At 29.7% G+C, this 13,973-nt stretch carries 20 protein-coding genes; all 20 read left to right on the top strand.

Annotated features, from left to right (window positions below):
• Nucleotides 1–95: 95 nt before the first annotated feature.
• A complete protein-coding gene (locus tag RYM86_RS00100) occupies nt 96–416 on the top strand; it encodes a hypothetical protein (protein WP_315076215.1) in 321 nt (106 codons plus the stop codon).
• The gene (locus tag RYM86_RS00095; protein WP_315076213.1) at nt 395–940 is read left to right on the top strand and encodes a hypothetical protein; all 546 of its coding nucleotides are present in this window, start codon (nt 395–397) and stop codon (nt 938–940) included. Before RYM86_RS00100 ends, RYM86_RS00095 begins: the two co-directional genes overlap by 22 nt.
• Before the next feature lie 230 nt (nt 941–1,170).
• Nucleotides 1,171–1,545: an ABC transporter ATPase gene (locus RYM86_RS00090; RefSeq protein WP_315076210.1), complete on the top strand. Its 375-nt coding sequence runs from the start codon at nt 1,171–1,173 to the stop codon at nt 1,543–1,545.
• A gap of 208 nt (nt 1,546–1,753) precedes the next feature.
• Entirely contained in the window at nt 1,754–2,386 is a 633-nt protein-coding gene (locus RYM86_RS00085; RefSeq protein ID WP_315076207.1) for a phage scaffolding protein, read from the top strand.
• Nucleotides 2,387–2,399: 13 nt separating this feature from the next.
• Complete coding sequence (locus tag RYM86_RS00080) at nt 2,400–2,738, top strand: hypothetical protein (protein WP_315076205.1); 339 nt, start codon at nt 2,400–2,402, stop codon at nt 2,736–2,738.
• A 13-nt stretch (nt 2,739–2,751) separates the two neighbouring features.
• Nucleotides 2,752–3,789 carry a major capsid protein gene (locus RYM86_RS00075; RefSeq protein ID WP_315076202.1) on the top strand — a complete coding sequence of 346 codons (1,038 nt, stop codon included), beginning with the start codon at nt 2,752–2,754 and terminating at the stop codon, nt 3,787–3,789.
• Nucleotides 3,790–3,847: 58 nt separating this feature from the next.
• On the top strand, nt 3,848–4,042 hold the full coding sequence (locus RYM86_RS00070) for a hypothetical protein (RefSeq protein ID WP_012424276.1): 195 nt from the start codon (nt 3,848–3,850) through the stop codon (nt 4,040–4,042).
• Between the two features lie 2 nt (nt 4,043–4,044).
• The gene (locus RYM86_RS00065; protein ID WP_315076197.1) at nt 4,045–4,365 is read left to right on the top strand and encodes a hypothetical protein; all 321 of its coding nucleotides are present in this window, start codon (nt 4,045–4,047) and stop codon (nt 4,363–4,365) included.
• Nucleotides 4,365–4,751, top strand: a complete 387-nt coding sequence (locus RYM86_RS00060) for a hypothetical protein (protein ID WP_315076195.1) — start codon at nt 4,365–4,367, stop codon at nt 4,749–4,751. Before RYM86_RS00065 ends, RYM86_RS00060 begins: the two co-directional genes overlap by 1 nt.
• A gap of 11 nt (nt 4,752–4,762) precedes the next feature.
• Complete coding sequence (locus RYM86_RS00055) at nt 4,763–5,188, top strand: hypothetical protein (protein ID WP_315076192.1); 426 nt, start codon at nt 4,763–4,765, stop codon at nt 5,186–5,188.
• 2 nt (nt 5,189–5,190) lie between these two features.
• The gene (locus RYM86_RS00050; RefSeq protein ID WP_315076191.1) at nt 5,191–6,018 is read left to right on the top strand and encodes a hypothetical protein; all 828 of its coding nucleotides are present in this window, start codon (nt 5,191–5,193) and stop codon (nt 6,016–6,018) included.
• Between the two features lie 5 nt (nt 6,019–6,023).
• Nucleotides 6,024–6,224, top strand: coding sequence for a hypothetical protein (locus RYM86_RS00045; protein WP_315076189.1), 201 nt, complete (start codon nt 6,024–6,026; stop codon nt 6,222–6,224).
• Nucleotides 6,225–7,634, top strand: a complete 1,410-nt coding sequence (locus tag RYM86_RS00040; RefSeq protein WP_315076187.1) for a phage tail sheath family protein — start codon at nt 6,225–6,227, stop codon at nt 7,632–7,634.
• A 15-nt stretch (nt 7,635–7,649) separates the two neighbouring features.
• Entirely contained in the window at nt 7,650–8,072 is a 423-nt protein-coding gene (locus RYM86_RS00035) for a phage tail tube protein (protein ID WP_012422818.1), read from the top strand.
• 60 nt (nt 8,073–8,132) lie between these two features.
• Entirely contained in the window at nt 8,133–8,576 is a 444-nt protein-coding gene (locus tag RYM86_RS00030) for a phage tail assembly chaperone (protein ID WP_315076178.1), read from the top strand.
• A 26-nt stretch (nt 8,577–8,602) separates the two neighbouring features.
• Nucleotides 8,603–8,737, top strand: a complete 135-nt coding sequence (locus RYM86_RS00025; protein ID WP_260532965.1) for a hypothetical protein — start codon at nt 8,603–8,605, stop codon at nt 8,735–8,737.
• A gap of 48 nt (nt 8,738–8,785) precedes the next feature.
• Complete coding sequence (locus RYM86_RS00020) at nt 8,786–11,848, top strand: phage tail tape measure protein (RefSeq protein ID WP_315076173.1); 3,063 nt, start codon at nt 8,786–8,788, stop codon at nt 11,846–11,848.
• Between the two features lie 39 nt (nt 11,849–11,887).
• A complete protein-coding gene (locus RYM86_RS00015; protein ID WP_315076172.1) occupies nt 11,888–12,388 on the top strand; it encodes a hypothetical protein in 501 nt (166 codons plus the stop codon).
• A 133-nt stretch (nt 12,389–12,521) separates the two neighbouring features.
• Complete coding sequence (locus RYM86_RS00010; protein ID WP_315076170.1) at nt 12,522–13,211, top strand: SH3 domain-containing protein; 690 nt, start codon at nt 12,522–12,524, stop codon at nt 13,209–13,211.
• 16 nt (nt 13,212–13,227) lie between these two features.
• On the top strand, nt 13,228–13,973 hold a 746-nt coding region (locus tag RYM86_RS00005), incomplete at its 3' end, for an XkdQ (RefSeq protein ID WP_315076168.1).

The raw sequence follows: 13,973 nt of genomic DNA, 5'->3' as shown, positions 1-13,973 counted from the left end.
TGGATGCATTTCAATTAATAATAATCTGTGTAACTATCACACTTTGTATAGCCACTATTGCAGAAATTTTTAAAAAATAAATGGGAGGGGTATTGATGAATGTTAAATGTGAGAATATAAATTGCAAACATGAATTTGAACCACAAATGAAAGAACAGTATTTAGGTGCTATGATAAGTGAAACTTACTTTGAGTGTCCTAAGTGTGGCGCTAAGTATATTATTTGCTTAGATAATCCAAAGACAAGAAAGCTTAAAAATAATATTGAAAAAATTAGAGTAGCACTAAATAGTAATTTACCAAGAAAATTTAAAAATGTACTTAATGTTGCTTTAAAAGATAATATAAATGTTCATAAACAGGCTATGAGTAAATTAATGAAAGGAGAGTATGAATGGAGATGTCAAGTAAAGTAAATATACTAGGTTCTGAATGGACTATTGAAAAAAGAAAGAAATCAGAAGATAAAGGACTAACAAACTGTGATGGTTATTGTGACTATAGTGTTAAATTAATAATTGTTGAAGATTTTAATAAAGAAGAAACAGAGCTAAATACTTTAATCAATTTAGAAATCTATCAGAAACAAGTAATAAGACATGAGATAATACATGCTTTTTTACATGAAAGTGGACTTGCAGAATGTAGTACATGGGCAACGAATGAGGAAATGGTAGATTATTTTGCTAAACAATTTGAAAAGTTAAATAAAGCTTTTGAAGAAGTTGAAGTATTAGAAAATGCTAAATGTGGTTGTAGTAAATCATTAGGTGAACAATATGCAGAAGCAAAAGGAATTAAAATGCCTAAACATCCTATATGCGAACATACTTTTAATATAAACATTGAAAGTAATGAAAAATCTATAGAAGAGATACAGAAAAATATATGTAATGGTATTAAAATAGCACTGAAGAACATTAATAATTCAGAAAGGTAATTATATGAATATAAGAAAAATTTATATTATATGTGCGATTCTATGGACAGTTATTTTAGTGTTATCCTTTTTTATTAAAGATATTATTCTTCTTAAGATAGACATGGTTATTGCATATATAACTATAATCATTCAATTTTATAAAGAAATCAGGAAAGGTTAAGGTGATCCACATATCTCGTTTAGTCTATGCGTTAATAGGCTTATTTTTATTTAGGAGGAATTGAAAGATGAAAGAATTAAGTACAATCCAAAAGAGAGAAAAATTAAATTTTATTAATGTGGCTGATGAAGTTGGACCAGGAGGAGCACATCATAAATATGAAATTAAAAGCTATTCTATGGATAGTCAAGGAAATTATGATGTTTATGAAACAATTAAATTTCAAAAAGGGCCAAGAAATGAAGAAGGTTCAACACATGGAGTAATTGATACGGATCTATTAGAAATAGTAAGAGACAGATTAAAGGCATTTCAAACAGGACCATTTAGTTCAAGGGAAAATGCAATTGCACTAACTCATATTGAAGAAGCTTTAATGTGGATGAACCGAAGGGTAGAAGATAGAATTGAAAGAAATGTTCTTGGAAAGAATGAGAAGTAATGCAAGGTATCATTAATTTAATTATAGGCTCTATATTAGCAGTAATAATTAATGTTATATTTTATTATTTAAAGTCTTAAAAATAAGGCTTTATTTTTTCGCCTTTTTAGCTTAATTGCAGGCACTAAAGAATAATTGAGCATAATACTCTAACGTGGTTCAGTAGCACGCTAAAAACTGTAATTAGAGATTAAGGAGGACTTAAAACATGGCACATATTAAAGACATTATCGGAGAAGAAGCATTTAATGCTCTTTCAGAAGATAAAAGAAAAGAATTAGGGAAAAAAGATTTTGAAGATATAGGTTCAGGCAACTTCATTCCAAAGATTAGATTCGACCAAGTAAATGAACAGGCTAAGGAATATAAGAAGCAATCTGAACAGAAAGATACTCAATTATCTAAGCTCAAAGAAGAATACAAGGATGTTGATGGACTTAAGGAAAAAGTTGAGAAGTTAGAGTTAGATAATAAAACTCAAAAAGAAACTTATGATAAACAGTTATCTGATATTAATTTTAGTAATGCTTTAGAAAAGGGATTAGGTGCTTTTAATGTTAAAGATAAAAAGTTAATCATGGCACTTATTGATAAAGATAAACTTAAAGTTGATGGTGATTCTGTTATAGGTCTTAAAGAACAAATAGAACCACTTAAAACATCACATGATTATTTATTTGCTAAAGAGATTCCAGGAACAGGTTCATTTAGCACTGGTGGAGATACTGGAAGTGGTGGACAAGAAGAAAAGAAAAACACTATGGAAATTGGAGAAAGATTAGCAAAAGAAAAAGCAGAGCAAATGAAAGGAACAGAAACATTAAATGATTTTTTTAAATAGGAGGTAGAAAAATATGAGACAAAGTGGGTATTCAATATCAGTAGGACAAAAAGACATTAGAGCAATAGCAGGAGATCATTATATAAATATTAATAAAAAAGTAGCTAAAGAAGATGTAGTTTCTAAATTGGTAGATGATATATTACCAGCAGGAACATTAGTTGATAAAGATGGTAAACCATCAAATGGAACTAATACATGGGGACTTACTTTTACAGATGTAGATTTCAAAAATTCAAGAGGAACAGAAATTTTACCAGTAACAATACATGGATTTATTAATAGTAAAGCTATTGCAGACAAACCAACAGCTGAAGCTATAGCTGCATTAAAACAAATAACATTTATGTAAGGAGGAATACTTAATGAAAATAAGTGAATTTATAAATTCAAAACAAATAGCACTTTATATTAACAATTTACCACCACAAACTAATATTGATGAGGCTTTATTTCCATCAGACAAGCAATTGAGTATGGAACTTGAACTTGCCAAAGGTGCTAAACAAAGACCAGTTGCTTTAAAAATGTCTACATTTGATGTAGCTGCAAAGGTTAGAGCTTTAAAAGCTAATGTAAATGTAGAAAAGAAGGAAATGCCCTTTTTTAAAGAAGCAGTAGGGATTAAAGAGAAAGATAGAAGAAAGCTAATTGAAGCTAAAAACTCAAACAATCAAAATCTTATAGATTTCATGCTTAAGCAAGTATTTGATAATTATGCTAATTTAGTTGGCGGCGCTGATGTACAAGCCACTAGAATGAGAGCACAAGTAATTCAAAAAGGTGAAATAAATATTGTAACAGATGATGGAGATATAGTAGTAGATTATGGAATACCACTAGAACATAAAGAAGTATTATCAGGTAGTGCAAAATGGAGTGATCCAAGCGCTGATATAGTAGGAGATATAAAAAGATGGCAAAAGAAATTTACTGATGCTGGATCCGAAAAACCTACAAGAATGTTATTAACTGAAAAAACTTTTAGTTATATAACTATTAATGAAGCAATAACTAAAGATTTAAAATCTAGAACATTAGGAGAAGTAATAATAACAGATGAAGACTATATTTCATTCTTAAAGAAGAAGTTAAGTTTAGAAATAGCCTTTTTAAATGGTGTATATGTAGATGAACAAGAGAAAAAACAAAATTATTATGAAGATAATCTAGTTACGTTAATACCTAAAGGCACGCTAGGAAAAACAATTTATTCAATAACTCCTGAAGAATACGATAAAATTTATGGAAGTCAAACAATAGATACAGAGGTAATTAAAACTGGTATAGCAATTACAACTATGGTCAAAGAAGATCCAGTTGCAGTAGATACTAAGGTATCTCAAATTGTATTACCATCATTTGATAATGCAGAAGAATGTTTCTTTGCAACAGTAGGTTAAGAGCGTGGTTAATTTAAACCATGCTTTTTTATTATATTAAAATGAAGGGATGATAGATATGGCAAAATCAAAACAATGTGTATGCAAAGCTACAGCTTTAGTATGCATTAAATATGATAAAACATCATACAAACCAGGAGAAGAATTTTTAATCAGAGAAGATGATGTAAATGAATTAAAAGAAAAAGGATATGCATCAGTAGAAATTTTAGAAAATGATGATAAAAAAGGAGAAGGACAGGAAGGTGAATAAGAATGGAACTTACACCTTTAGAAATATTAAAAATTAATCTTAATGAAAATCAATATCCAGTATTTGCTGATGAAGAACTTCAAAACTTATTATTAGTTAATGATAACAATGTCCTTAAAGCAAGTTGGCGTGGTTGTTTAATGAAAACTAATACAGATAAAAAAATAAAAGTAGGGCCTATAGAAATAGAAAATGCTGATCCAGATTATTGGAATAACTTAGCAAGTATTTATCAAGCTGATTATTTGCAAGAACAGGCTAATTTAACACCAAATAAAACTACAGGATATAAAACATCTATGAGAAGGGCAGATGGCTGTTAATGGCTAGATTGAAAGCTAAAAAGATTATAGATGCAATTAATAAAGGAATATCAGTAAATCCAACTACATTTACAGTAGAACATATTGAAAAAATATTAGTAGATGGGGCTTTTGAAAATAATCAAAGTACAATAACATACTCAGGCATTGTATATTTAGAAGATAGCTCAACTCAAATAAATATAGATAGTAAAATAGCAGGTACTTCATATTCTACTAATAGATACAAAATGCTTCTGAACAATGAAAATAATATTAAAGTAGATCCTAAAAATTTAATTACATTTGAAAGCAAAGAAGGTTGTTTCGAAATACAAGCAGCTTATCCAATAGTAATAGAAGATACAATTTGTGGTTATATATGTGATTTGAAACGAGTAGATTAGGTGGTGTTAATATGGGGTTTGAAGTATTTGACTTTATAGATAGAAAGATGTCAGGAATGTCATTATTACTAACTGGTGTTATTTCTCCAATATTAATTTCACAAGCCAAATCTAAAACATACTGGAAAGATAGAAGCGGTAATGCAAGGCAACTTATAAATGGTGGAAGTGAAGGCGGAAATGGAAGTTATGAATTATATCTAGCACATGGAACAGAATATGGTGAATGGCTTGAAGAAGGTACTGGTATTTATGGACCAACTAAAAGAGCTATAGTACCGGTATCTAAAAAAGTACTAAGTTGGCTTGATGAAAATGGCAAAAGACATTTTGCAAAAAGTGTAAAAGGAATAAAAGCTAGACCAGTTCTTAAAGATACACTTAATGAAAACAAATCATTAATAATAAATACAATTGAAAAATATTGGAGTGATTAAGTATGCGGTATGGAATAAGAGAAAAACTATTACAAAGTATTCCGGAATTAAAAGGGTGCTATGAACCTAATATTCCAGACAAACAGACAATTAAACCATATGCAATTATTCTACAAAATGATGATACTAAAAATAATCAAGCGGTGGGATTTAAGAGAACTATTGAAATTTACATTTACAATGAGAGAACATCTTTTAATTATGTAGATGCATTAATGGGTAAAGTAATTAAAACATTGAATATGCAGACTATTGAGGATACTAAAACAGGAGAAACATTTACATGTATATTTAATGGAATAATCGGTCAAGATGGTGTTGATGAAGATTGGGACGCAATATACAGGGGATTACAATTTACTGTTATATCCTTACATGAAGAAAATGAAGTTAATACAGATAAATGGTTAGATGCTCTGAGTGATTATACCAAAGACATTATTAAATTACCTATTTATCTTAATAATTGGAAACAAAACTTTGAAGTACCTTCAATTCTATGGAGAGTACAAGATCAGGAAAAAGAAAGAGAATCTAATGCTCTTATAAAAGAAAGTAAAACTCTTATATGCCATATAGCTAGTAATAATAAATCAGAAATTAATGAGTTCTTAGAAAATATAGAAGATAATTTGATTTCTGATTTGAAGATACCATTTGATTTAGCAGACAGGCGTTATCTTACTATAGAGAGTATAGAAGAAGATAGAGAAGCAGATATGCTAAGTAAAGGACAATTAACAGTAAAGATATATAAGAGAAAAATGGTTAAAAGAAAAGAAGTCCCTAAAATAAATAAAATTTATGGATCAGGAACATTGAAGGAGTGATGAATTTGGCTAAAGAGAAAGAAAATGTAGTTGATAAACCTAATGAACCGACTTATCCAATTCAAACATTTGTAGATAATGCAGAAGCACTTGGCTATAACAAGGTTATAGTTACAGGTGCTTTATCTATTTGCAATAAGAATGAAATAAGTAAGAGTGAATTTGAAAAGATAGTAAAAGATTTTTTAGGAAAGAAGGTTAAATAAATGGCAAAAGGTACATGGGATGAAAAAAATAAGCCTAAAATTCCTGGATTTTATAACCGTATGCAGATAGTAGCAGAAGAATCAGCAAATAATATTCAAGGTGTTTTAGCTATGCCAGTAAAAAGCGATTGGGGGCCAGTAAATAAAGTAGTTTCTGTTTCTCAAGAAAGACATTTAAAAAATGCTTTTGGCGATAATATTGAGTTTACAGCATATAAGCTAGGAAATTTAGCATTGTTAGGGAAACCAAAAGAGTTATTACTTTATAGGCTTGTAGATAATGCTGCTAAACCAGGAGAGTTAACACTTAAAAATACGGAATCTGATGGAGAAATAAAATTATCAACTATATATCCAAGTTCAAAAAAGTTTAATATAACTATTAGAACTAACTTAATAAATGATGAAGCAAAAGATATTATTCTATATGAAAACACTACTCAATTAGTTGAAGTTAGTGCTTTACTTGGAACTATTGATGAAATAGTAAACAAAATAAATAAATCTGCCCTAAGTGATTATATTGTTGCTTCAAAGGTTGAAGGTGCAACAGGAACACTAGCAGATATAGTAAATGAAGCATTTTCGGGTGGAAATGATGGTACTTCCAATATTACTAATGCTGAATACTTAAAGGCAATGAAAGCTTTTGAAAGTTACAGTATTGATGGTTTTGTTTTAGATGGAGTTACAGATATAGGATTGCATACAAGTATTAAAACTTGGGCGGATAAGTGTAAAGAAGAAGGTCTTGATGTATTAGCTTTTGTAGCAAGCAATTCAGAAAGTTTAAGTCAAGCTAATGCGAAATCAAAAGAGTACAATGATTACTTGATGCATAATGTTTATTTAAAATCCGTTACTTATGATGGAGTTACTTATACAGCAGCAGAAGTTGCAGTTTATATAGCTGCTTTAGCAGTAGGAAAAAATTTGAAGGGGTCAATCTGTAATGAAACTACTATCTTTGATAGTGTAGAACCTAGATTAACAAGAACTGAAATAGAGAGTGCTTTAGAATCTGGAACTATAGTATTAGCTGTAGAGGATAATGAGGTAATTGTTGTAGATGATGTTAATACCTATAAGAACTATAAAAATGAAAAAGAGGAATCACTAGGTAATATCAGAGCAATTAGATTCATCAATACAGTAAATAAGCAAACAGCTATAGCTGGAAAAGATTATATAGGAGATAACTCTAATGATGAAACAGGACATACTGTAATACTTTGTGGACTAAAAACATTCTTTGAAACATATCAAAAGCTAAATATTATATCAAAGTTTAATATAGAAACAGATGAAGAACTACAAAAGAATGCTCAGTCAGATGAATTTTTCTGGAAGTGGGATGCTGAATATATAAATGTCATAAAGAAAATTTTCAGTACAGGTAATTTAAAATAGAGAGGATGTGTTTAAATGTCTACAAAAAAAGAACTTGATTCAAGTAGAATTTGTTCAGGTACTTATGGAAGAGTTTTTAAAGATGGAAAGGAATATCCGCAAGTATCTGAATGTACTGCTGATGTAGAAAGAGATATGAAAGAGACTCCAACTGTAGGTTCTGAATGGATAGGATATAAAGGTGGACTTAAAAAAGGTTCAGGAACACTTAAAGGTTGGAAGGTTACATCAGAAATGACTCAACAAGGATTTAATAGGTTTGAGTTATTAACTGAATTAGATGATCCTGAAGCTTATGGAGCTGAAAGAATAAGATTAAAGAATTGTCAATTTACAAAGATAAATTTAGTAAACTTTAAACCTGGAGAAGTAATAGAAGAAGAGATGCCTTTTGTATTTTCCGGCTTTGATTTACTTGACCCGATAACTGCTGATTAAAATTAGCAGTTATTTTTATTTATTAGAATTTTAAAAGATGAAAGTGAGGAATTATTAATTATGAATACAGAAAACAATGTTTTAGAAATGCAAGAAGAGGATATAATCAACAAATTATTAGGTGAAGTAGAAGCACCGAAAGCAACAATAGTTCTTGGAAGAATAGGTATACCAGTAGAATTAAAAGGCCTTAATAGTACAGAAATAGCTCAAATAAGAAAAAAATGTACTTCAAAAAGAAAAGTTAAAGGTGTAATGGAAGAAAAATTAAATGGTGAAGAATATGATGCAGGATTAATTCTTGGAGCTACTACTAACTTTAATTGGAATGAACCTAGATTATTAGAGAAGCATGGTGTAAGTGATGGAAAACAATTTATACTAAGAAAACTACTAGGTGGAGAAAGAACTAATTTAGTTAACAAAGTGTTAGCGCTAAGTGGATATGATGATGAACTAAGTGATGCAGAAGATATAAAAAACTTATCAGGCGAGGAGGAATAATAACTCGCCTTTATAATATTTTTACTATGCATCATATAATGCCACACATTTTTTACGGAATAGCTAATAATAAAATTTCACAAAAATTAATGATGGTATTTAGTGATTATGAAGTAGAAAAACAGAATAAAGAAATTGAAAAATCAAAGAGGGGGAACTAAATAAAAATAGTTCCCCCTTTATTTTTTTATTCTTAAGGAGGTGAAAGTTTGGCTAAAAAGGAAGTTTACAGATTAGGAATAAATATAAAAGTTGATGGAGATAAACAGTCTAAAAAAGTATTAACAGAAGTAGAAAAAAGTACTGAAAAAGTTAAAAAAAAAGTTAGAGATTTAGACAAACTAACAGCTAGTCCTAGTGCAAAACTTAAAGATACTGCATCAACAGCAATAGATAAAATAAAGTCTAAAACAGAAAAGTTAGATAATAAGACAGCTACAGCAAAGATTAAAGCTAAAGACGAAGCAAGTTCTGTTATAAATAAAGCACAAAATAAAATAAATGGCTGGATCAAAACAGGTGCTAAGAAAATAATCAGTATAGGATTAGCTGGAACTGTAGCATTGGGCGGTCTAGGAATAGGTTCAGCTATTAAAACATTTAGTGATTTTGAATATGGTATGAAAACTGTACAGGCAACAAGCCAAGCAAGTAATGATGAACTACTTAAATTAACTGATACAGCTAAAAATTTAGGAGCAACAACCTCCTTTAGTGCAGTAGAAGTAAGTCAGGGTATGAACTATCTTGCTATGGCGGGATATAAAACACAAGATATTATATCAGCTATGCCAGGTTTGTTAGATGCTGCAGCAGCAAGTGGGGAAGATTTAGCAAGCACAAGTGATATTATTTCAGATGCAATTACAGCATTTGGAATGAAAGCTAGTGATACTACACATTTAGCTGACGTTATGGCTCAAGCTAGTGCAAATGCAAATACTAATATAGGTCTATTGGGAGAATCTTTTAAGTATGTTGGTGCAACTGCAGGAGCTATGGGGTATAGTGTTGAAGACGCCAGCCTTGCACTTGGATTAATGGCTAATGCAGGTGTAAAAGGTAGTATGGGAGGTACTTCTCTTAAAAATGCTATAGTCAATATGGCAAGTCCAACTGATACTATGGTAACGGTAATGGATAAATATAATTTATCTCTTACAGATAGTAATGGAAAAATGAAATCATTAAAAAGTGTTATGGATATGCTTAGAGAAAAAATGGGCGGAGTAGATAAAGCTACTCAAGCAGCAGCAGCAAGCCACCTTTTTGGAAAAGAAGCAATGTCCGGTATGCTTTCAATTATAAATGCAAGTGAAGCTGATTATAATAAATTAACTAATGCTATTTATAATGCGGATGGTGCAGCTAAACAAATGGCTAATACTAAGCTTGATTCTTTAAGTGGGCAATGGACCATTTTAAAAAGTGCTATAGAGGGTGCAAAAATAACATTAGGAGAAAGACTTGCTCCTAATGTTAAACAATTTGTAACATGGTTTACTGCTAAAATGCCTAGTATCACAGATTCAGTAGTAAAATTTGTAGATACTATAAGCAATAATATAGGGACGATTAAAGTTGCTGGAGGTGCTTTTTTAGGATTAACAGGAGCATTTGTTGGAATGTCTGCAATTAATAAAGTATCAACTACAGTAGGAACATTTGGAAAATTATTAGGTGGATTTAAAACAGCTGCAACAGCAGATGCACTTGTAAAAACTACTGGAGCAATGCAAGGCTTAGGACTAGCATCTAAAATAATACCAGCTTTATTATCTCCAACTGGATTGGTTATAGCTGGAGTAGGAATTGCTGGATTAGTAGCAGCTAAACAATTAAGTAAAGAAGTTGTTCCAGCAGTGGATTTATTTGCAGATAAAATAGAATATTTAAAAGATTCTACAAATGTTTCGGGTATGGGTGGAATGAGTCAAGAAATCACCAAAATATCTGATGCAACTAAAAAAGCTGTAGGTGCTTATATGGAAATGGACAATAGTGTACAAAGAACATTGTTGAACTTAAAATATAAAAATACTACTATAACAAGCGATATTGCTAATAATGTTATAGAGCAGTTTACTAATATGAATAAAATTATTACGAACAAATTAGATGAGAATTTAAAATCAAACTTAAGTAAAATACAGATAATGTTTAATAACAATAGTAAGTTAACAACAGAAGAGCAAAATAATATTATGGCACAAATAGAAAATCATTATAACAAACAAACAACTACAACTGAAAATGCTTTAAAAGAAATAAGTTCTATTTATAAGGATGCAAGTGAAGCAAATAGAAGCTTAACACAAGATGAAAATAATAAAATAAATGAACTAAGGTCACAAATGACTACTACAGCTATTACAAACTTATCTGAAACTGAAAAAGAAAGTGCAGTTATTTTAGGAAGAATTAAAGACCAAACAGGAAGAATAACTGCGGAAACTGCTGCTGAAATAGTACAACAATTAAATAATCAAAGGCAACAAACTGTAGATGCTGCTAATGCTGAATATGCAGAAAGAGTTAATATTGCAGAGCAAATAAGAGCTATGGGAGGCGAATATGCTGAACAAACTGCAAATAAAATAATAGAAGAAGCTGAAAGGCAAAGAGATGAAACAATAGCTGCTGCAGATGCAACTAGAAGTCAAGGGATTGATATGTTAAAGCAAGCTTATGGAGATTTAGAGCATAATGTAGAACTTAATACAGGGAAAATTTTAACCTTTTGGGGAAAAATAAAGCAATGGTGGGATAATACTAGTTTTAGTACAAAATTTGCTGATATAGAAACCCATGGTGTTGTTGGAATGGCTGGGCAAAAACAAGATAATTCAAGTAGTAAGATTACAAAACCAGCAAGCGAAATAGAAACTGATTTAGTAGGTGCCCCTAATAGTCTATCAAGAGAAACTATTAAATGGGGAAAAGAAAATTATACTGGAACAAACAACGCAATGCCTGGAATTAATTCAGTAGGTGAGCGTGGAATGGAATTGGTATTAGGAAGAAGTTTATATGACTTTAAAGGTGGAGAAAAAGTACTTAATAATGGAGAAACTAAATCAATTCTAAATAATTTAGGTCAAGCGCCTGTTTATGCGCCACAAGTACAAGGCTCAGGTGGAGGAAATTCATATAGTTTTAATTTCGGAGATATAATTGCAGGTGGAAATGATAATATTGATGAAATAGTCAAAGAAGCAACTTATCAATTCGCATCTCAATTTAAAGAAGTTCTTACAAATATTAAAAAATAATGTACTATATGTTATAATTCAAATAAGGGGTGATAATGAATGAAAAAACATATATTATTGATTTTTAGTTTAATATGTGTATTGGGATTTTCTTTAGTAGGATGTACAAACAATGATAAGGTAAACAAAAGTACAGAAAAAGAAACACATAGTATAATTGAGGTGGATAATACTAAAACAGAGAATAGTAAAAAAGAAGAAAATAATAAAGCAGATGATATAGTAGATTCAAAACAGGATTATAGAAATAAGTGCGTTGAAGCGAACTTTGTAGAAATTAATGGTGATAGATGGAATAAAAAAGATGTATTTGTAGAGGGAACAATTGAGAGTATAGATAATGATAGCAAATTATATGTATTTCCTACTATATTTTTAAAAAAAGAAACTGCTAAAGGTATAGAATCGTATGCAATAATATTACCAGATAATAATAAAAAATTTAAAATAGGTGATAATATTAAAATTTATGGTTCAGTGTATGAACAAAGGGTTATTGGAGCCCCAAGTATAATTAGTATAGATATTGAAAAAATATGATAAGAAAATGATAAGAAAATGAGAAAATACAAGTTAAAAGTTTAGTATAATAATTATAGAAATATTTTTAAAGCACTTACATTAGTTGTAGGTGCTTTTTATATGCTCAAAAGTAGAAAAAGGAGCAGATTATATGGATATTTATCTAATAGATGAAGCTAAAAATTATAAATTTCATTTTCCTGTTAATCCTTTAAATTCTTTATCTTTATCAAAAGAAAAACGATACATTACAGCAGATATATTAGACTTTGGAGAAGTTGATATAACTCAAAAGGGTGAAAAAATAAGAGAAATAAGTTTTAATTCTTTATTTCCTGCTGAATACGACGAATCTTATTGCAAAGAAATGTATTTAGATACACCTTTGAACAGTAAAAAGTTAATAGAAGGCTGGCAAGATATTGAACAACCATTAAGATTAGTAATTACCGATATAGATGTAAATGAATTAGTATCTATAAGTAAATTTACTTCTGAATTTGTTGCTGGAGAACTAGAAGATATTTATTTTAGTATAACTTTCAGAACTAATAGAGAAATAAAGATAGAAACTATAACTAGTACTAGCACAAATAGTTATAGTGGTGGCTTACAAGATAATAGACCTTCACAAGAACCAAAATTTAAAGATGGTGATACAGTAAAAGTAACTGCAAGTGCATTAAATGTTAGAAATGGTCCAGGAACTGAACATAATATTATCGGTACATTATACAAAGGACAAATGGTAACAGCTTATAGAGTTGAAGGACAGTGGTTACATACTTATTATGGTAATCATGGTGGTTATGTTCATATGGATTATATAGTAAAAGTTTAAGAAGTAGGTGACTCTTATGGAATTAGTTTTAAAAAATAAATATAAAATACAATTACTTTCAGAACAGGCAATACTAAAAGAGAGCATAGATAGTATAGCATATACTTTAAATTTATCTTTAATAGAAACTGATGAATTAAAAAACATAGGACTAGTTAAAGGAGATAGTATTCAACTATATGATTATATGTTTAATAGCAATGAATATAAAAAAATATTTGATGGTACTGTTAGAGATATAAGTGGTTCAAAGAAAAATAAAAAACTATCTATTGTTTGTAGAGAAAGAACTGTAAGTATAGAGGAATCAGATGATGAATACTTGTGGAATGATGGGCAAACTGCTACTCAAAGAACTAAAATAATATGCAAAGATTGGAGTATACCAGTAGGAAATTTTGTAGAAACAAGTATAGGTTTATCAAAGGACCTGAGAAAAGAATCTCTATTTGGTATGTTGAAAAAGGATTTAAAAGAAACAGCTCAAAAGGGTGGGAGTCTTTATAAATTTAGAATGTCAGAAAGCTTAGATTTAATTGAATTAGGAAGTAATGGTGTAGTTTATAAATTAGATAATATAGCAGAAGATGTTCAATCAAAATCAAGTCTTAATGGAGCTGTAACTCAAGTTAAAGTATTAGGAAAAGAGGAAACTAAAAAAACTACTGATAAAATTAAAAAGTCTAATAATAGTGAAGAAAAAGAGTTAATATTATCTCCTATACTAGGTGTATTTAAAAAAGATACAGAGAGATATGGAAC

Origin of the sequence: uncultured Clostridium sp. (assembly GCF_963527835.1) — a bacterium.
Classification (GTDB): Bacteria; Bacillota; Clostridia; order Clostridiales; family Clostridiaceae; genus Clostridium.
The sequence above is the reverse complement of the archived record's forward strand: the minus strand, read 5'-3'. Positions and strand labels throughout refer to the sequence as shown.